This is a genomic window from Frankia umida (assembly GCF_023242945.1).
Lineage (GTDB): Bacteria > Actinomycetota > Actinomycetes > Frankiales > Frankiaceae > Frankia > Frankia umida.
Map to the genome: position 1 here is coordinate 31478 of NZ_JALKFT010000027.1, position 19100 is coordinate 50577.

Genomic DNA, 19100 nt, shown 5'->3' on the forward strand with positions numbered 1-19100 from the left:
ATCTACCCCTATACCCGGCCCCGACATGACCTGGATCGGCGGCGAGCCGACGTCGGGTTCGGCCCTGAGGCGATGTCGCTCCTGACATCCAGGTGATGAGCGGGAAAGCGCTGAGCGCGCCCAGCACAAACATGAGGAACGACCCGAGCCGCGATCGCCATCCTCTGACCTCCGGGCCTCGGGATGAGCGCGTCCTCGCGGCGCCGCAGCCGCGGGTGGACCTCGGTGGCGAGCACGTCGAGGCCCTCCCGGTCGTGGAAGGGTCCCAGGTGTCGAGATAGGCGTCGGCCCATGGCCGCCGCACCTCGTCGGTCGGCGCGTCATGGCCGTAGGTGGCCCGGTTGAGCAGCAGGTCGGAGCCCGGCTGGGCCGCATACCGGGCGCCCCGACCTCCTCGTTCGACAGCGCCTTACGCAGCACCGCCAGACCCTGACTGGTCAGCTCACGTCGGCGGCCACGTCCCGGCCGAACACGGCGTACTCCTGCTCACCGGCGCCGCTGCCGACCCCGATCTCGACCCGTCCGCCGCTGAGCGTGTCGACGTCCGAGACGTCCTCCGCGAGGCGAACCGGGTCCTCCAGCGGCAGAAGGGTGATCGCGGTGGCGAGCCGGATGCGCCGGGTGAGTGCGGCGGCGTGGGCCAGGAACGTCCAGGGCGAGGGCAGCCCGCCGCCGAACAGCATGACCCTCGACGTGCGTGAGGAGGCCGAAAGGAGGTGCCGCTGGACGAGACCCGATGCTGATCGTCGCTGGTCAACCGCCCTGTACAGGTGGGTCCAACGGCCAGCGACCTTCACCTACGTCTCCTCAACGCACCATCTGTCACCAGGACGGTGTCGGTAGGGTGCGGACCGTGTCGACACGCGAGGGCGTGAAGCGCTGCACCCACCGGTAGATCGTGACGTGATCGGTCTTGATGCCGCGCTCGGCGATCAGCTCCTCGACGTCCCTTGTAAGACAGCGCGAACCGCAGGTAGGCATGACGGCGGACTTCGCCGATGCAACAAAGCCCTCTGAAGCCGATTCCGGCCGTTCACAGCGGTGGCCGCCACGACAGTCGACAGTTCGGCGGTGCGTCCGCTGACTATGACCAGAGGCGGGGCTCGCGAATTCCCCTGCCCTGGGGATCGGCCAACAGTTCGACGGTGTTCCGTATTCTTTTTCGGGCTCCGATCGTGGCGGGCCACGCCACCGTCATCGAATCCTGGAACCACTCCAGCGCCCGCGGCGCGCAGTCGACGCCTGAGCCATCTCCCCCTTTCGACGGGCTACGTCCCTTTTAATCCTAATAGCGATATTACAGCTAAAATGTACCTTATGATGCTCCATGGGCGTCGCCAGGCGGCCACCCACGGGCACTTGTCGTCCTTCGAACCACGCGATAACGTTTGCCAGGTTCGCCGTCGTCATGGGGGGATGGACGAGCCGACACCTTCACATCATTTCGTGAGCGCTCGCTTGCGGCGCGGTCGAGTGTGCGCGCATGCGTGCGTGCCACACAGGCTTTCGTTCAGGATTTTCTTCGTCGCGCCCGCGGTCGGGCCGGCTTTTCTGTCGTGGGGAGAGCACGTGCGTCCGGTCAATCCTGGCACGGTCGTCGACGATTACCGGGATCTCGAGGAGGACATCGCTCCGTTCGCCTCCTACCTGCAGGACCTGTATCTCGCGTCGCTGCGGGGGGCGACAGACGCGGTTTTCTGCCGCCGGGTCGTCACCGCCGTGGACGAGGTGCTGCACGACTTCGCGGAGGTCGACGCCGACGAGATCCTGAAACTCTGCGGCCGCGACCCGGCGAAGCTGCTCAAGGAGTTCGGTGACCGCCTCGACGACGTGCGCGATGTCGCGGGTCAGGGACGGACTCCCGACCTGACCGGCCGCAGCCAGGGGGTGCTTGGGGACCTCCGGAACAAGGCGCAGATCTGCGCGGAGCTGTGGCGCGTGCTCAGCCCGCTCGTGAAGCCCGCGCTGACGGCCGGGGCCGAACGACTCAAGATCTACCGACGGGCACGGCGTGGACTGATCGGGCGCCTCGGCGCCTTCTGCAGCTACTGCGAGCTTCCCGTCGTCACCTCCCTCGCCACCGAACACGTGCTGCCGAAGGCGTCGTTCCCCGTCTACGGGGCGGCCTGGGACAACTTCCTGCTCGCCTGCGCGGCCTGCAACAGCGCGAAAGGCGAGAATCCCGCCTACGACTCGGTCGACCCCGGCGCCACGCTCACCCTCGCCACCGCCGCGACGCGGGCCCGTGCGACGTTCCGCAGCCCCCGCGATCCGGCGTACACGAACTTCGGCGCGGAGTACACCCATGTCCTGCAGCACGTCGTGCGGATCGGTTCGGCGGTCGTGCACCGCGTGGACATTCCGAGCGCCCGGGTGACCGAGTGGTTCACCCGCGGCGCGTTCAGTCGGACGACGTCGCCGGTCGGTGTCCTCGTCGCCCGGGTCGCCGCCCCGAACCGGATGGGGGCGACCCGGGTGAACGCGGCGGCGCTCGACGCGATCAGGACCTTCTCCGGCACCACCGCCGCGGCCGACTGGAACCAGGTACACCCGGCCGTGCGTGTGATCGCGCCGTTGTTCATCCGCACGGCTGGCACCTACCGGGTCGCGGCCCGCACACGCCTGACCGACGACGCGTGCGCCTTCTACCTGGAGCATCGGGTCGTCATCACCATGAACATCCCCGGGGCCAGGGGACGCGGGCAGGTGAAGCAGTGCCGGGTGACGCTGGGCACGTCGTCGCGCTCCATCACCGTCGACGCCATCGACGCGCGCCTGATGCTGCTCGCGCGGACCTTCACTCCCGCGGTCACCGGGCAGCTCGGTCTGCCGGACTGGACCGCGGTGGCCGGCGTGAAGGTCATCGACACCGAGAACTACGAGATCACGTTCGCCCAGCGGCACTGGGTGGAGCTGACGGAGCTCCATCCCGGCAGCGAGGCGCCGCGCGAGGCGACGCTACGGGCCGGGGAGATCTCCGACATGCCGCTGGAGCTGTCCGTGCGCTCGGTGGCACCCGCGCCGGCGCTGGGGCAGCCACATCCCAGCGCGAGGACGATCTCCATGGTCAACCTCAACGACGACCGCAACGACAAAGGCGGCGCCGCGAAGGGCAGGAAGGAGAACCGGATCTTCGACCGGCGGGTCTACCGGCGCACCCTCGCCTGGACGGTCGCCGTCGAGAGCCTGCGGCGCGCCCTCGACGCCCTGGCCGCGGACCTCCCGACCGCCCAGCGACAGGTGCTGATCGACGCCATCGGCATGACGGCCGGCGCGACGGGCTGCGCCACCGTGTGGACAACGCTGATCAGGAGCCTCCCCGGCGGCACCGGCGCCCAGCGGGAGCTCAAGGCGGCCCTGCTCACCGCCCTCGACGGACAGTTCCTCGGCACCCGGCTACCGCCCCCACCCCCGCCGCCGGTCCAGCAGACCGCGCAGACCGCGCAGACCGCGCAGACGGGCCAGTCGACGCAGACGACCACCAGCCACGTGCCCGGGACCTGACGCCCGCCGGGTCGCCCTCGCGGCCCGTCCCCGCGCGCCGTCCGCGGGACGCGCGGCCCTCACCCGTCTCTCCCACCCGAGGACTCCGATGCGTCCCGTCTTCCGCAACGCCGCGCCGTCGATCCTGTCGCTGTACGGCCGGGCCAGCCGCAGCGCGTCCACCGTCGTCTACGACTACCACGCCTACGGCGGCGCGCTGCTGGAACGCCTGGGTGAGTACTGCTCCTACTGTGAGGTCGCCCTGTGTGGCAACGCGGCGATCGAGCACCTGGCCGGCAAGGGCTTCGAGCCGCAGTTCGAGAACGCCTGGAACAACCTGCTGCTCGCCTGCACGAACTGCAACTCCCGTAAGGCCGTCAAGGGAACGTCGATCAACCTGGGCGACTTCCTGTGGCCGTGCGACATGCGGATCGACACCTCGACCGCGTTCCGGTACCGCAGGGTGAACGGCCTGGTGCTGGTCGAGCCCGTCGCGGGGACGCTTGCGACCAGGGCCGCGGCGACGATCGCCCTGTTCGGCCTCAACAACGTTCCCGCCGAGAACGACAGGCGCTCCAGTGACCGCCGGGTCCGCAACCGCACGAACACCTGGGACACCGCCGTCACGCTGGCCGACCGGTACATCCAGGCCGGGGCCGCGACCGGAGGGTTCGACCGGCGTTTCCCCCAGTTGCTGGCGGAACAGATCAAGGCGATCGCGACGACGCTGGGTTTCTGGTCGGTCTGGATGACGGTGTTCGAGGACCGCCTGTACGCGGCCGACCTTCCGGACCCGATCGTGCAGGGCCAGCTCGACAGACTGTTCTGCGACACCTTCACCGGCACGCTGCGCGGGCGGCTGCGCGTCACCCAGCAACTCCCCTACTCCGGATACACCGGCCTGCCGGTCATGACGAAGGCGAAATCTTGATCATCGAGACGCTGGCGGACCTGGCTGGGCTGAGTGCCGACGGGCTGACGCTCGCGGCGGCGACGATCACTGTCACCGCCGGCGAGGTGACGGTGATCGGGCCGGCTCGGGTGTTCGGCGGGGACGGCAGTGTCACGGCGACGATCCGCCCGGACGGCTCCGGTGGCCTCACGGTCACCGCCTCGGTCGCGACCGGTCCGACGACGTTGCGCGCTCTCGGCGCGCGCGGCTGGCTGGGCGCCGAGGTCGACGTCGACGCGCTGCCGGAGCTCACCGTGGCGGCACTCACCCTGAGGACCGAGCCGGAACGCGGGAACATCGTCGCGACCGCGCCCCTGCCGCCGCGGGCGGGGCTGCTCACCGATCCGCTGCCGCTGCGCGCCGGCCAGCTGCGGATGCTGCTCGTCCCGGGCGCCGGATCCGACGTCGGCTACGCCGAAGCCGAGATCACGGCGCTGCTCGCCCCGCCCGCCACCGACCCCGCCACCGCGGGGGCCGGCGGTGGGCTGCCGGTCACGATCGACCTGCCCGGCGGCGGCCTGCCCTGGCGGGTACGCGGCGCGGATCCCGTCGGCGCGGACCTCGCCGACCTGGCCGGTGACCTGCTCGCCGTGACCGGTGTCGGCGTCGCCGTCGCGCTGCCGCCGGGGTTGCCCGGGGCCTTCCGGCTGACCGCGCTGGAGACCGAGCTCGCGCCGAACGCCGCACGCGACCCGCTGTCGGCGTCGTTCGAGATCGCCACGGCCCGCCCCTGGGTCCTGGTCGCGGATGTGCTCAGCGTCGACGCCCTCGGCGCCCGGCTGCGTCTGGAGCCGCGCACCGACATCGACGGCGCGGTCACCGGCTGGTCGACGATCGGTTCGCTGAACGGGACGCTCACCCTGTTCGGGCTGGCGATCGACGTCGAGGTGCCCGTCGGCGGCGGCCCGCTCGAGCTGTCCTGCCGGCCCGGCGTCGACCTGCCCACCTTCGGCGAGCTCGGTGACGGCCTCGCCCACCTGCTCGGTGTGGACGATCTCAGCTCCTACCTGCCGCCGGGGATCACCGCCATCGGTGGTGTCACCGTCGACCAGCTCGCCCTGACCGTGGATCCGGCGGCCGGCACGCTGGAACGGGTCTCGGTCGGACTGAGCATCCCCGACGACGTCAGCTGGTCGCTGCCCTATCTGCCCGGTCTCAGCCTCGAGTCGCTGAGCGTCGAGCTGGTCGCGACGCGTCCACTGGACGAGGCCAGGCGCGCGATCGGCGGGCGTGCCATCGTCGGCACGACCGTCGCGGAGTGCGCCGTCACCGTCGACCTCGCGCGGGAACCGGGCTCCGACGAGTGCCTGATCCGCCTGGTCGCCTCCGACCCGATCGGCACGCCCGAGCTGCTGACACTGGTCGGCCTGGACGGTGCCGCCTTCGCCGCCGCGCTGCCGCCGGGTCTGTCGCCGGTCGCCGATCTGGGCCTGTCACGCCTCGACATCGTGTACAGCCTGAGCGCGCGGCGGGCCGTGGCGGTCCACAGCGAGGTCGAACTCGCCGACACCTGGGTGCTCCTCGAGGATCGCCTGGAGCTGCCCGAGCTGTCCCTGTCCCTCGACGTCGAGCGCCCGGCTCCCCCGCCGTCCGGCTCCGCGGCCCCGGCATCCACTGTGCCCCCCGCGACGACTGTGCCTCCCCCGACGACTGTGCCTCCCCCGACGACAGTGCCTCCCCCGACGACAGTGCCTCCCGCGACGACGGTGCCTCCCTCGACGACAGTGCGCGTCGCGCTCGACGGGGAGCTGCTGCTCGGCGGCGCACTGTTCTGGATCTCCGCCGTCAACGACGCCGCGGCCGAGCCCACCGACACCGAGGGCGACGGCGACGGCGTGGGTGGGAGCTCCGCCGATGCCTGGCAGGTGAGTCTGGCGTTGGCGGATGGCGAACAGATCGTGATGACGGATCTGCTCACCGCGGCGGCGGGTCCGCTGTCGCTGCCGGGCGGCTTCCCCCAGATCGCTCTGACGGGTGCCTCGGTCCGCGTCGTGCCCGCGACGCTCGCGACCACCGCGTCGCTGGCGACGAAGGCGACCTGGGGGCCGTCGTTCGCCGGCACGACCGGGAGCATGGCGAACCTGTCGATGGCGCTGGCGGTCGCGGCGGCGGACAGCTCCGGACGGCGCGCCACCACGCTGACCGTCGCCGGCTCGCTGGCACTCGCGCCGCTGCCCACCCTGGACGCGGTCGCGACGATCGGCCCGGACGGCACCGCCCTGCTCGGCGTCCTCAGTTCCACTGACGCCCGCGGTCTCGACGTCGCCGCCGTCTCCGACGGTTTCGCCGGCGCGGGCGTCTGGTCCGCCATCCCCGTGCCCGCCGGGTTCACCGTGCCGGGTCTCGGCGCGGCGGGCGGTGTCCTGCTGGACCTCACCGCCGAGACGCTGATGGTCTTCGGCCAGGCGAACCGCCTCGGCACCGCCGCACTGATCATCCAGCGCCTGCCGGCCGTGGCCGGCACTTCCCCCGGCGGGGATGAGCGGACCGGGTCGCCGCCGCGGGCGGCGGGTTTCGGCGTCACCTTCGTGCTCGACCTCGCCGACGGCTTCCGGTTCGCCCATCTCGTCCCCGACGGCGCCGGCGGCCCGGCCGCGACACTGCGCGCGGCGTTCGCGGCGATCGACGCGTTCGTCGGGATCCGCCATGCCAGCGTCTCGGTGTCCTCGTTCGCGCTGCCCGCGGGCGGTGCGGACGCGCCGGGTCCCTACGCGAGTGTCGCCCGGCTGCGAGCGGCCGCCGCCGCGCTGCCAACGCCGGTGGCGATCCCGGCGGTGCCCGTCGCGCAGGTCCGGGGACGGGGGTTGAACGTCGACGGCGAGCTCGTGCTGCGCGGCGGCGGGGACGTGTGGGAGATGCTCGCCGTCGTCCTGGAGACGCGGGCGGACACGGCGGTGATCGTGCACGCCACCGTCGACCCGCTCGACCCGGCGGCCACCGTCCTGACCGCCGACCTCGGCGAGTTCGTCCTGCTGCGCACGGTCACCGTCGCGCGGACGCGGTTGAGCTACGTCGCCCGCGACGGCGCACCGGTGAACGTGACCTGCGCGGGCAGCGTCTCGGTGCCCGGCGAGGCGACCCCGGGCCGCCCCGGCACCGTCCTGCTCGACCTCACCGGCGCGTTCGTCGTCACCGCGACGCGGGCCAGCGCCGTGCTGAGCACGACCGCGCCGCTGCGCCGGCCGCTGGGTATGCCCGGCATCGCACTGCGCTCGGTCGCGCTCCAGCTGGAATGGACGAGCCAGTCGGCGCCGGCGGGCAGCCCCGCGGGCACCGCGCCGGCGCGGCGGCTGACCCGGTTCGCCCTCGTCGGCACGGTCACCGTCGGCTCGGTCGCCGAGCTGACCGGTGAGGTGCGTTTCCGCGACGGTGTCGCCGCGCTGGCCCGGGTCGGCCTCGCCGGGTCCGTCGGCCTCGGCGAGGTGCTCAGCCAGTGTGTCGGCGCCGGCGACTGGAGTTCCACCGGGCTGCCGGATCTGATCCTGCGCGACGGCGAGCTCGTCCACGTCCCGACGGGCGCGCCAGCCGGTCCGGACGGGACGCCGGCGCGGCCGGGAACGCGGCTCGCGGCGACGGTGGAGGTCCTCGGCGTCGACTTCGCGCTGGCCGCCGAGCTGACCGAAGGCACGGGTCTGACGGGGAGCATCGGCCTGGGCGACCCGCTGGAGCTCGGGTTCGCGACGCTTCTGGGGCCGGCCGGGCTCGCGGGCCCGCGGGCCGCCGTCGAGATGCGCCGCACCGCGCCGACGATCCTCTCCCTCGGCTTCGGCCTGGACCTGTTCGGCCTTCGCCTGCGGGACGGCCGGCTCAGCTACACGGCGGCGACGGCGACCCGGGCGGCCGTCTACGCCGGCCAGATCACCTACGACGGGACGTCGACCCCGCTGGGCTCGACGTTCACCCTGGCCGTGGAGTGGACCGAGACGGGCGGGTTTCGGGTCACGGACTGGCCGGCGCTGCCGACGCTGCCCGACATCGACCTGGTCGGGCTGCTGGAGAGCATCGGCTCCGGTGATCCATGCGGCGCCCTCGGCGCGCTCGGGATCGGCCCGGACATCGTCACCGGCCAGTGCCGCACCAACATCCGCCTCTCGCCGGTCCCCGCCGCGTCGGCCACCGCGTCAGGCGCTGCGTCAGGCGAGGAGCCGGCGGGGCCGCGCGAGCGCGCCCGCGCGCGCCTCGACGTCGACGTGTACTACGACGTGTCCGTCCGGACGCCGGCCGGCCCGGTCCTGCTCAACCCGGGCATGGACCCGCTGACGATCTCGACGACGATCGAGGCGCCGGCGTCCGCTGACCTTGGCGATCTCGCCGCCATGATCGTCAACACCGTGCTCGGCGGGGTGGCGGGCATCGTCCACGCGATCCTCGACGATCCCGCCGCGCTCGTCGAGCTGACCGGCGCGATCGCGCTCGAACATCTGTCGAGCAAGGCCATCGGCGCGCTGATCTGCCGCGGCGCCGACGACCCCGCGCTGCGCCGGCAGTACAGCGAACGCCACGCCGAGAACCCCGACGACCCGAACTCCGGCGAGGCGGAGCTGGCCCGCGCGGCGCAGCTGACCGCGCGGACCGCCGAGGCGGCGACCGCGCAGGCGGCGGCCACCTCGGCGGAGCTGGTGTTCGCCTCCGTCGCCGTCGCGGTCGGTTTCTTCGGGTCGCTGCTGTCCGCCATCACCCGCTTCTTCGGCGCCGAGTCCGACGAGGAGCGCGACGCGCGACACAAACGGGAACGGGCGCAGGCCCTGGCCGCGCAGGCCGCCGCCGCGGTCCGCGCCAAGCTGCGCATCACCGAGGTGAGCCTGACCGCGACCGCCGCGCACACCCTGCGGGCCAGCTGGCCCGACGTCCCCGGTGACCAGGTGAGCTACGAACCGGAACTCGTCGTCAGCGACGGCGACGGCGCGAACCGCGTCACCGTCCTGGCCCGTCCCCAAGGGCAGAACGCCACCTCGATCGAGGTCACCGACGCCCGTCTCGGCCCCGGCCGGCGCGTGACGCTGCGGGTGACCGCCTCCATCCCCAAGCCCACGAACCCGTTCGACCGCTACGTCGGCGCCGTCGCCGAGACGACCTACCTGATGCCCTCGTACGACCTGCGCGACCTCGGCGTCGAGCAGGTCGGCGCCGGGCTGTCGCTGTGGTGGCACTCGGGTGCGACGGCACCCGGCGGCTGGCGGGTCTCCCTCACCCCCGCCGCCCGGCCCGTCCCCGCGGCGCCGGCCGGCGCGGACGACGAGGAGGCCGGCGAACCGGACGCGCACGGCGACGACACCGAACCGCACGTCACGACGCCAATCGTCATGACGCTGCCGGGAGACGGGCCGGCCGCGTGGTCGACGCCGGACGGGCTGCCAGCCGAGACACCCATCGAGATCACGGTCACCGCCACCGGCACCGCCTACCCCGTCGCGCCGATCACCACGACCGTCACCCTGTTCGACGCGCAGGCGCCGGCGGACCTGCGGCTCTTCCTCGACGTGGCGGAACACGCCGTCGTCCTGTCCTGGCCCGACGCGCCGCGGTATCCCGACGGCGGCTACCGCGTCGAACTGCTCGCCACCGGCACCGCCGCCGCGGGCACGGACGCGGCGGCGCCGCTGGTCCTCGACGCGGCGACGGTGCTCGACCGGGAACGTCGCGGCGACGCGACATTCACCGACCCGGGGTTCACCCCGGGTGGCGCGGTGCGCGCCCGGGTCGGTTCCCGCGCCGCCGACGGCCGGCTGGTCTGGGGCGAGCCGCGCGACCTCACACTGCCCACCCTCGACGCCCCGACGATCAGCGAGGTGCGCTTCGACCGCTCGGCCGTCGTCGTGGTCGCCACGTCGGTCGCGGGCGCCACGGACTACGACGCGTCGCTCGTCGACGGCGACGGGGCGCCCTGGCCGCAGTGGGTCGACGGCTACGTCGACCAGCTCCCCGGCCCCGACAACGACCGGCCGCCCACCGCCCATCTGAGCGCCACGTTCGAGGACGGCCAGCGGGTCGGCGCGCGGATGCGCGCCCGCAACGACGTCTGCGCCGGCCCGTGGAGCGACCCCGGCGCCTTCGACCCGCTCGCCGCGACCTGGCTGACGGTGCGTCTCCTGCCCGGTGTCGGCTACGCCTTCGCCGACGACCTGCCCAGCGGGGTGCGGATCTGGTGGACGCCGGTGAGCGCCGAGGTAGACGGCTACCGGCTCACCCTCACCGACACCGACGCCGAGAACCAGCCACCGCTGTCCCACGACGTTCCCGCGGCGGCCGAACCGGGCGTCGGCCCGCTGACCGATCTCACGGTCGGGGCCACGTACGCGGTGTGCGTCCAGGCCCGGGTGGGACGCTCGTTCGGCCCGCCGTCGGAAACCATCAGGGTCCGCCGCGCTCCGCACACCCCGGCGTCGCTGACCTACCTCGGGTACGACGGCAGCCGGATCACGGCGAACTGGCAGCCCGCCGACCCGCAGGGCCCGTCGTACGAGGTGGAACTCACCGGCCCGGACGGCACCGTCATGATCGCCACCGAGGCCACCGGTAACGCCCTCGCACTGGAGTTCCCGCCGCCGGACGTCGCCGACGGGTGGCCCGCCGGCGAGTACAGCCTGCGCCTGCGGGCCAACCGCTGGAACGAGCCGGACGGGACCGCCGAGTCGCAGCGGGAGCCGTGGAGCGAGTACGCCCGGATCACCCGCCTCGGCGGTCCGCCGCCCCTCACCGCGGTAACCCGGTTCGGGGACTCGATCACGGCGAGCTGGGAGCCGGTGGCCGGCGCGGACCTGTACCGGGTCGAACTGCACGGCGCCGGGCCGTCCCCGGCGAAGCTCGTCACCCCGTCGACGTCGGTGACACTCCTCGCTCCGGCACCCACGACCACGCCGACACCGCAGACGGATCCGCGGGTGCGTGTCCGCGCGGAGAACGCGCGCGGCGACCTCCTGCCCGGACCATGGACGGAGCTCGCCGACGCCGTCGCGGGCGGCCAGCCGTTCCTGGAGCTCGCCGGCGAGGGCTGGGGCTCGGTGCGCTACCGGACCCGCGACTCCCGCCGCCCCAACGTCGGAGTGAACACCCTGTACAACCTGATGAACGACGGCTTCACCCTCGAGGCGGAGGTCCACGTCGGCGACCTGACCGGCGAACGCCCGATCCTGCGCGTCGCCCAGGCCGACGGCAGCCCCTACCTCGCGGACGGTCCGTCACTCCTGCTGTTCCTGCGCGACGGCCACGCCGCCTTCGGGATGACCTGCTACACCTGGGACAGCGGGGTGCCGTCCAACCCACGCTTCCAGGTCATCGCCGCCCCGGAGCCGATCGCGACCGGCACGTGGACCCACCTCGCGGTGACCCAGCCCTACAGCGGCCCGACCATCCTCCACGTCGACGGCCAGGAGGTCACCCGCGGCTACTACAGCGCCACCTACCCCGGTTTCGACGTCTACGAGGTCGGCCGCTCGGGCGAGGACCACTTCCGCGGCTACCTGCGCGAGATCCGCGTGTGGAAGGGCCCGCGCCCACCCGAGGAGATCGGCGCGACCATCGGCCAGGACCTGCGCCCACGCCTGGGAGACCTCATCCCGCACGGCCTCGGCGCCTACTGGCCACTGCGCGACGGCTCCGGCACCACCGCGACCGACGCCATCGACGCCAACAACCTCACCCTGCGCAACACCGCCTGGGGGGCGCCGTAAGTACGGCCCGGGGCACACCTGGCCGACCTCGGTCTCCCGACCTGTGCCTACCTCAGCGGTGCCAAGACCCGCGCTCGGCGAGGGTCACAACGGGTTGGTGCGGTAGACATCCCGTACGGGCCGCAGCCGCGGCGCCGGGCGTCCGCGCTCGGCGAGGGTCACAACTGAGCTGCGCAGCGACGCCGGTAACCGAAGGAGACCCGTTGACGGACAGGGACCTGCGCGCCCAGGCCGACTATGACACCGGCGAGGTGCGCATCATCCGGCACCAGAATGATGAGGGCGAGAGCATCGGTAACACCGGCGTCGCCCGGCTCGGCCGGCCAGACCGCGAGGCCGACCTTGGCTCGCTCGAACGGGCCGCCGACCTGCTGCTCGCCGAGGTCGGGCTGAAGCGCACCGGCCCATGGCGTCGGGGACGGCAGTGGAAGATCGCAGCCACGGTCATCGACACCTAGTCCGCTGTTGAAGACCAGGTCCAGCAGCGCACCGGCGGCCTGCGTGACACGGTCGGTGTCGCGGCCGGTGAGATAGATGATGTCCGCAGCAGTCAGCTGTTGGGAGAGACTCTCGATCAGGGCCAGGGCCAGGCCCTGGGTGGCGTGGGTGACCAGGGCGACTTTCGGTGCCATGACTGTCCTTCTGACCCCGCGGCCGGGACGGCCTGGCGTCGACGTGCCAGGTGGGTGATAAGAGGAACATGAACGGATGTCCGACGTCCGGTGGAAGAGCGACCCCGAAGAGCATGACTACCCCGCGGCGGCGGCCTATCTGGGGCTTCTGGCCGGGCCCGAGGAGATCGTCGCCCGCAAGGCATTGTCTCCGGTGCTACTGGTTCGCGGCGACCTGATGTCGGGACGGGCACTACAGGTCGCCGACGGCTACCACCGGGTCTGCGCGAGTTACCACACCGACGAGAACACCGAGATCCCCTGCCGGCTGGCGGCCCCCAGCACCCGCCCGAGCCAGCTGACCCAGCCAGGGGCCCCAGCGGCGGAGCAGGAGTGAGTTTCGCCCTTCTGGCACTGGTCTGCCTGGCCGGGATCACCGGTCCGCTGCTGGCGCTCCCGCACCGCTGGCGACTGCCCGTCGTGGTCGGTGAGCTCCTGGCCGGGATCTTCCTCGGCCCGATGGGCGTGGGATGCCTGGACCCGACCGCGTCCACCTTCGCGTTCCTGGCCAACGTCGGGTTCGCGCTGGTGATGTTCGTCGCCGGCTCGCATGTCCCGGTGGGTGACCGTGGCCTTCGGCGGGCGCTGCCGGTCGGGCTGCGCCGTGCCGCCGCCGTGGGGGCGGCGTCCGTTCCCGTCGCTCTGGCCATCTCCACGGTCTTCGGCACCGGCCACCCGGCCCTGTACGCCGTGCTGCTGTCCTCGTCCTCCGCCGCCCTCGTCCTGCCCATCCTCGACGCGCTACGGCTCAAGGGCACCGCGGTCCTGCAGTTGCTGCCCCAGGTGGCCATCGCCGACGCCGTGTGCATCGTCGCCCTGCCCCTGGCGATCGATCCGACCAGGGCGGGCCGCGCGGCCATCGGGGCCGTCGTGGTGCTGGTCTGCGCCGGTGCGCTGTTCGCCGTCCTGCGCGAGACCGAACGCCGTGGGTGGCGTAGAAAGCTCCACCACCTGTCGGAACGACGCAAGTTCGCCCTGGAACTGCGGATCAATCTCGCCCTGTTGTTCGGTCTGGCCGCCATCGCCCAGACCTCCCAGGTGTCGATCATGCTGGCCGGGTTCGCCTTCGGTCTGGCCGTAGCCGCCGCCGGTGAACCGCGCCGCCTGGCCCGCCAGCTCTTCGCCATCACGGAAGGCTTCTTCGGCCCGCTGTTCTTCCTCTGGCTCGGAGCGTCCCTGGACCTGCGGGCGCTCGCCCAGCGCCCCGCCCTGATCGGGCTCGGCCTGGCGCTCGGTCTCGGGGCTGTCGTGTGTCACCTCGTCAACCGTCTGATCGGCCAGCCGGCAGCACTCGGTGCGCTGGCCGCCGCGCAACTCGGCGTGCCGGTCGCGGCCGCGACCCTCGGTGCGCAGTCGCACCTGCTGGCCACCGGCGAACCAGCCGCCCTTGTCCTCGGCGCCCTCGTCACGATCGCCGTCACCTCTGTGGCAGCAGCACTCGCCGGCCGCGGTCCCGTCACGCCGGTCGACCCGGCCGGACCCACCCCAACCGACAAGCCGGATCCCAGGCCAACCTGACCGCGGGTGACGGCCGCCAGCAGCCACGAGCAGGAGGAGGGCGACGAGAAGCGCCGTAGGATCACTGCCGTGACCGACGTTCTGCGGCCGGTACCGGCCCTGCGCCGACCAGACCTGCTCGCGGCAGCGACCGCGGCGGCGCTGGCCGCCTGGCCGCAGGCGGCGTCCGCGCCGCCCGCCGAGCAGGTTGAGGTGGCGGAGATCGACCCCGAGCTGGCCGACACCGCGGCCTTCTGCGCGCGCTACGGGGTGGAGCCGGCCGACTCGGCGAACTGCGTCATCGTCGCCGCTCGGCGCGGAGCCGAGACCACGCTCGCGGCGTGCGTCGTTCTCGCGACGACCCGGGCGGATGTGAACGGGCTGGTCCGGCGCCGGCTGGCTGCCCGCAAGGTGTCGTTCGCCCCGATGGACACCGCCGTGTCCAGCACCGGGATGGAGTACGGCGGCATCACCCCGGTGGGACTGCCAGCCGCCTGGCGGGCCCGACGGCAGACCGTCGTTCCCGCATGACGAGTCGGCAAAGCGCGCCTGCCGCCGCGCCGAGCAGCCGACCTGTACCGCCGACGTTGTACGACAAGCACCCCAGTACGCGAGATCTGGATCAAGGGCGACACGTCCTTGAAGCCGGTCGGATACCAGCAGCCCTGAAACAACGAGGGCAGTACGTTCGTTCGACCCGGACCATGATCCTGGGCTCTTACGCACCACAGGCCGGCCGATGGCCCGGAAACCAGACCGACCGGTTCTACCCTGGCCACCGCCGTCCGAAGAACGCACCTGCACCGCCTGACACCGCCACAGTGCTATGACGAAGAGGGCGGTATGGCACGGTGAGGGGTGGGCGGATGGCGGACGGTCTGGGGACGGACGATCTGGGGGCGGCCGGGCTGCGGTTCGAGCGGGACGGCGCCATCGGCTGGTGTGTCATCGACCGACCGGCGGCGCGTAACGCGCTGACGCCGGCCATGTACTTCGGGATCAAACGGGCGGTGTGGCTGGTCAACCGGGATCCGGACCTGGCCGCGCTCGTCATCACCGGCACGGGTGACGTGTTCGCCCCGGGTGGCGATCTGGGTGGCCGGTCCGAGCCGGGGGATTCGCTGCCGCCCGGTCTCGACGGTCCGGACATCCTGCCGTTCGTCACCGTCCGGGACAGTCAGGCCCCGGTGGTGGCCGCGGTGAACGGCATCTGCCAGGGCGGGGGGCTGCTGATCGCGATGCTGGCCGACATCGCGGTGGCCAGCGACCGGGCGACGTTTCGGGTTCCGGAGCTGCTGCGGGGCATCATCGACGCGACCTACGCCGCCGTTCTGCCCGCCCATGTCGGCGTCGCGGTGGCACGTGACCTGATGCTGTCGGCCCGCCGGTTCGACGCCACCGAGGCGCAGCGCCTCGGCGTGATCAGCCGGGTCGTGCCGCACGAGCAGCTGCGGGACGCGGCGGTCCAGGCCGTCCGGGAGATCGTGCAGACCGCTCCGGACACCCGGATGCACGTCAAGCGCATGCTCGGCGAGCACTACCGGCCGATCGACTACCCGACGATGTTCTGGGGCCTGCAGCACTCCCCCGAACCTCGGGAGGGCATGCGCGCCTTCATGGACAAGCGTGCGCCGGCCTGGATTCCCGGCGAGTTCGCCTCCCGCGACGACCGGCGCTGACATGTCATACGGGCAGGCGGCGAGCCGACCCGTTCGGCCCGCCGCCACATCGTTGCCAGCGCATGAGCCGACGTTCTCGAAAGCCGCGTGACCTGGCCGCTGACCGGGCAGCCGTTCTGAATCTGCGGGTCAACGCCAGAACAACCCCGCTCGGATTCGACGAGCAGGTGCCCGAGTTCAGCTGATCCACAGAGGCCGCGGGTTTCGCCGCCGCTGTCGGCCGGGCTGGAGCCCGCCGTCGACACCGCGTTCTGGCCCCTCAACGCGATCGCGCTCGGCGGGGCCGGCCTGCTCATCCGGTTACGGCTGCCACGGCATCGGATCGGGTTGCTGCTGGCCGGCCTCGGTCTGGAGGCCGGCCTGGTCGAGCTGCTGGAGGGGCGTCGATGGCCGACGGGCCGGCCATCGCGCTGCCGCTCGTCGACGCGCTGGCTGATGACCCGGCGCTGCGCGGCTACCACCTGCTGCCGACCGTGCGGGCCGACCTGCTGGCCCGCGCCGCCGCCCTCGACTGAGCGGGGGACCAACCGGGGCTTGACCCTGACCCTGCGTCAGGCCTCCAGCATGGCGGCATGACCGCTACCAGGCCTGCTATCGAGGTCTTCGGACTCACCAAGTCCTACGGTGACCACACCGTGCTGGACGGCGTCGACCTGACCGTCGCTCCGGGCACCGTCTACGCGCTCCTGGGGCCCAACGGCGCCGGCAAGACGACCGTCGTCAACATCCTCTCCACGCTGCTGGCCCCGGATGACGGCGAGATCCGCGTCGCCGGCTTCGACGTACGACGCGAGCCTGCCGGGGCGCGCGCCGCGATCGGTGTCACCGGGCAGTTCTCGGCGATCGACGAGCTGCTCACCGGCCGCGAGAACCTGCGGCTGATGGCCGACCTGGCACACCTGGACCGGGCGACCGCGACAACCGCCGTCACCGTGATGCTGGCACGCTTCGACCTGGTCGACGCGGCCGACCGGCGGGCGCAGACCTACTCGGGCGGCATGAAACGGCGCCTCGACCTGGCGATGACGCTCATCACCCGGCCCCGGCTGATCTTCCTGGACGAGCCGACGGCCGGTCTTGACCCGCGCAGCCGTCGCGGCCTGTGGGCGATCGTGCGCGAACAGGTCGCCGACGGCGTGACGGTGCTGCTGACGACGCAGTACCTCGAGGAGGCCGATCAGCTGGCCGACCGGATCGGGGTCCTCGACCGGGGCCGCCTGGTCGCCGAGGGCACGGCCGCCGAACTGAAGCGTCGGGTGCCCGGCGGGCACGTGTCGGTGCAGTTCACCGATGCGGCGGGGCTGTCCGCCGCGGCGGCGGCGCATCCGCAGGCATCCACCGATGCCGAGACGCTCACCCTGCAGATACCCGGCGACGGCAGCATCGCCGGGCTGCGCCGTGTGCTCCACGGCCTCGACGACGCCGCCGTGGCCGGCCTGACGGTCGGGGCCGCCGACCTCGACGACGTGTTCCTCGCGCTCACCGGCCGCACGGCCGAGGCGCCCGCAGCCGAGGAGGTCCCCGCATGAGCACCGCCCACACCGTCCGTGACTCGGCGACGATGCTGAAGCGCAACCTGCTGCACATCCGCCGCTATCCATCGCTTTCGATCATGCTGATCGCGCAGCCGATCCTGTTCCTGCTGCTGTTCGTGTACGTGTTCGGCGGGACTCTCGGCGCCGGCCTGCCGGGCCAGGACGGCGGCGGAGACCGCGGGGACTACCTGGTGTTCATCACGCCGGGCATCCTGTTCCTGACCGTCACCAGTGTCGCGCTCGGCACCGCGATCTCGACCGCGACCGACATGACCACCGGGATCATCGCCCGGTTCCGCACGATGAACATCGCCCGGCTGTCGGTGCTCACCGGCCACGTGCTGGGCGCCGTCATCAGGACCGGATGTGCCGTGGTGATCGTGGCGGCGTTCGCGTTCGGACTCGGGTTCCGCGGCGACGCGGGTCCGCTCGGCTGGCTCGGCGCGGTCGGGCTGCTGATGCTCATCGCGTTCGCGCTCACCTGGCTGACCGTCGGCATGGGTCTGGCAGCGGACAGCGTCGAGACGGCCAGCAACACCCCGCTGTTCCTGATGATCCTGCCGTTCGTCAGCAGCAGCTTCGTGCCGACCGACGCGATGCCGGCCGGGCTGCGCCAGTTCGCGGAGCATCAGCCGTTCACCCCGATGATCAACACTCTCCGGGCGCTCGTGACGGGGGCGCACACGGACTCCGACCTGTGGTTCGCGCTCGGCTGGTCCGCCCTGATCGCGCTGGCCGGCTACCTCTGGTCGCGCCGGCTGTTCCTGCGCGTGCCCGCGAAGTAGGAGACTGGCACGGTGCTCACGATCAGCCAGCTGGCGTCGTACGCCGGCGTCACCGTGCGCGCGGTGCGGCACTACCATGCCAGGGGCCTGCTGCCGGAACCGGAGCGCGACCACTCCGGTTACCGGCGCTACGACGCCCACGCCGTCGTCGAGCTCGTCCGCATCCGCACCCTCGCCGAAGCCGGTGTGCCACTCGCGCGCGTGCGCGAACTGTTGGCCGCGGGCGAGCAGGAGTTCGGCGCGGCCGTCACCGACATCGACCGGCGCCTGCGCGCGGAGATCAGACAGCTCCAACGACACCGCGAGCGGATCGCGCGGCTGGCAGCCGGGGACAGCCTGGCACTACCACCGGAGGCGGTGGCCTACCTGGACCGGATGCGCGCGCTCGGACTGCCGGACCGGATGGTCGAAGGCGAGCGGGACGCCTGGATCCTGATCGCCGCCCAGCTCCCGGAGCACATGCCCTTCTACATGAAGGCCAAGCAGCAGCAACTCGACGATCCGGCGACCCTCCAGCTCTACCGCGATCTGGTCCACGCCGCGGACTGGGAGCCGGACAACCCACGCGTCGCGGCCATGAGTGACCAGCTCGTCGCCCTCTTCGAGGCTGACGGCGAGGGAGAGGGAGCGGGAGCGGAGGGCTACCAGGAGGCCATGCCCGACGAGCTCGCGCAGCTCCTCGATGCCGTTTTCCTGGCCTCGGTGCGGATCGCCCCTCGACTCCTCGAGCTACTGGAGGAACGCGGCTGGCGCGGATGGACCAAACTCGAGCGCATCCCCACGCCCCAGCGGGCAGCTGCCTTCGACTGAGGCCGAGGCTGACAAGGT

The 19100-nt window shown here is 72.3% G+C and carries 13 protein-coding genes and 1 pseudogene; 11 read left to right on the plus strand and 3 right to left on the minus strand.

Features of this window, described 5'->3' with window-relative positions; genetic code table 11:
• Window positions 1-437: 437 nt before the first annotated feature.
• Together MXD59_RS20600 and MXD59_RS20605 are read right to left on the minus strand one after the other, a co-directional pair.
• Window positions 438-797, minus strand: a complete 360-nt coding sequence (locus tag MXD59_RS20600; protein ID WP_248826271.1) for an LLM class flavin-dependent oxidoreductase — start codon at window positions 795-797, stop codon at window positions 438-440.
• Window positions 798-800: 3 nt separating this feature from the next.
• Window positions 801-1024, minus strand: a pseudogene (locus MXD59_RS20605) (hypothetical protein); the annotation flags it as partial.
• 467 nt (window positions 1025-1491) lie between these two features.
• On the opposite strand from MXD59_RS20605, the gene MXD59_RS20610 reads away from it, so the two are divergent.
• The 3 genes from MXD59_RS20610 (at window position 1492) to MXD59_RS20620 (ending at window position 12105) form a co-directional block, all read left to right on the plus strand.
• Entirely contained in the window at window positions 1492-3504 is a 2013-nt protein-coding gene (locus MXD59_RS20610) for an HNH endonuclease (RefSeq protein ID WP_248826272.1), read from the plus strand.
• An 88-nt stretch (window positions 3505-3592) separates the two neighbouring features.
• Window positions 3593-4414, plus strand: coding sequence for an HNH endonuclease family protein (locus tag MXD59_RS20615; RefSeq protein WP_248826273.1), 822 nt, complete (start codon window positions 3593-3595; stop codon window positions 4412-4414).
• A complete protein-coding gene (locus MXD59_RS20620; RefSeq protein WP_248826274.1) occupies window positions 4411-12105 on the plus strand; it encodes a LamG-like jellyroll fold domain-containing protein in 7695 nt (2564 codons plus the stop codon). Before MXD59_RS20615 ends, MXD59_RS20620 begins: the two co-directional genes overlap by 4 nt.
• A gap of 158 nt (window positions 12106-12263) precedes the next feature.
• On the opposite strand, the gene MXD59_RS20625 is transcribed toward MXD59_RS20620, so the two are convergent.
• The gene (locus MXD59_RS20625; RefSeq protein ID WP_248826275.1) at window positions 12264-12737 is read right to left on the minus strand and encodes a Rossmann-fold NAD(P)-binding domain-containing protein; all 474 of its coding nucleotides are present in this window, start codon (window positions 12735-12737) and stop codon (window positions 12264-12266) included.
• Window positions 12738-12813: 76 nt separating this feature from the next.
• Between MXD59_RS20625 and MXD59_RS20630 the strand changes: the two genes are divergently transcribed.
• The 8 genes from MXD59_RS20630 to MXD59_RS20660 all read left to right on the plus strand — a co-directional run bounded on the left by MXD59_RS20630 (window position 12814) and on the right by MXD59_RS20660 (window position 19082).
• A complete protein-coding gene (locus MXD59_RS20630) occupies window positions 12814-13113 on the plus strand; it encodes a hypothetical protein (protein WP_248826276.1) in 300 nt (99 codons plus the stop codon).
• Window positions 13110-14294: a cation:proton antiporter gene (locus MXD59_RS20635; RefSeq protein ID WP_248826277.1), complete on the plus strand. Its 1185-nt coding sequence runs from the start codon at window positions 13110-13112 to the stop codon at window positions 14292-14294. Before MXD59_RS20630 ends, MXD59_RS20635 begins: the two co-directional genes overlap by 4 nt.
• A 69-nt stretch (window positions 14295-14363) precedes the next feature.
• Window positions 14364-14804: a YbaK/EbsC family protein gene (locus MXD59_RS20640; protein WP_248826278.1), complete on the plus strand. Its 441-nt coding sequence runs from the start codon at window positions 14364-14366 to the stop codon at window positions 14802-14804.
• 335 nt (window positions 14805-15139) lie between these two features.
• Window positions 15140-15952: an enoyl-CoA hydratase/isomerase family protein gene (locus MXD59_RS20645; protein WP_248826279.1), complete on the plus strand. Its 813-nt coding sequence runs from the start codon at window positions 15140-15142 to the stop codon at window positions 15950-15952.
• Window positions 15953-16338: 386 nt separating this feature from the next.
• The gene (locus MXD59_RS26650) at window positions 16339-16467 is read left to right on the plus strand and encodes a hypothetical protein (RefSeq protein WP_283097225.1); all 129 of its coding nucleotides are present in this window, start codon (window positions 16339-16341) and stop codon (window positions 16465-16467) included.
• 57 nt (window positions 16468-16524) lie between these two features.
• Window positions 16525-17481 carry an ABC transporter ATP-binding protein gene (locus MXD59_RS20650; protein ID WP_248826280.1) on the plus strand — a complete coding sequence of 319 codons (957 nt, stop codon included), beginning with the start codon at window positions 16525-16527 and terminating at the stop codon, window positions 17479-17481.
• Window positions 17478-18272: an ABC transporter permease gene (locus MXD59_RS20655; protein WP_248826281.1), complete on the plus strand. Its 795-nt coding sequence runs from the start codon at window positions 17478-17480 to the stop codon at window positions 18270-18272. Before MXD59_RS20650 ends, MXD59_RS20655 begins: the two co-directional genes overlap by 4 nt.
• 12 nt (window positions 18273-18284) lie before the next feature.
• Entirely contained in the window at window positions 18285-19082 is a 798-nt protein-coding gene (locus MXD59_RS20660; protein WP_248826282.1) for a MerR family transcriptional regulator, read from the plus strand.
• Window positions 19083-19100: the final 18 nt, after the last annotated feature.

What these genes read in the sequence shown, in the direction of transcription:
- MXD59_RS20645 (WP_248826279.1), top strand. Translation starts at nt 15,140, where the DNA reads ATGGCGGACGGTCTGGGGACGGACGATCTGGGGGCGGCCGGGCTGCGG.
- MXD59_RS20630 (WP_248826276.1), top strand. Translation starts at nt 12,814, where the DNA reads ATGTCCGACGTCCGGTGGAAGAGCGACCCCGAAGAGCATGACTACCCC.
- MXD59_RS20650 (WP_248826280.1), top strand. Translation starts at nt 16,525, where the DNA reads ATGACCGCTACCAGGCCTGCTATCGAGGTCTTCGGACTCACCAAGTCC.
- MXD59_RS26650 (WP_283097225.1), top strand. Translation starts at nt 16,339, where the DNA reads ATGGCCGACGGGCCGGCCATCGCGCTGCCGCTCGTCGACGCGCTGGCT.
- MXD59_RS20655 (WP_248826281.1), top strand. Translation starts at nt 17,478, where the DNA reads ATGAGCACCGCCCACACCGTCCGTGACTCGGCGACGATGCTGAAGCGC.
- MXD59_RS20615 (WP_248826273.1), top strand. Translation starts at nt 3,593, where the DNA reads ATGCGTCCCGTCTTCCGCAACGCCGCGCCGTCGATCCTGTCGCTGTAC.
- MXD59_RS20625 (WP_248826275.1), bottom strand. Translation starts at nt 12,737, where the DNA reads ATGGCACCGAAAGTCGCCCTGGTCACCCACGCCACCCAGGGCCTGGCC.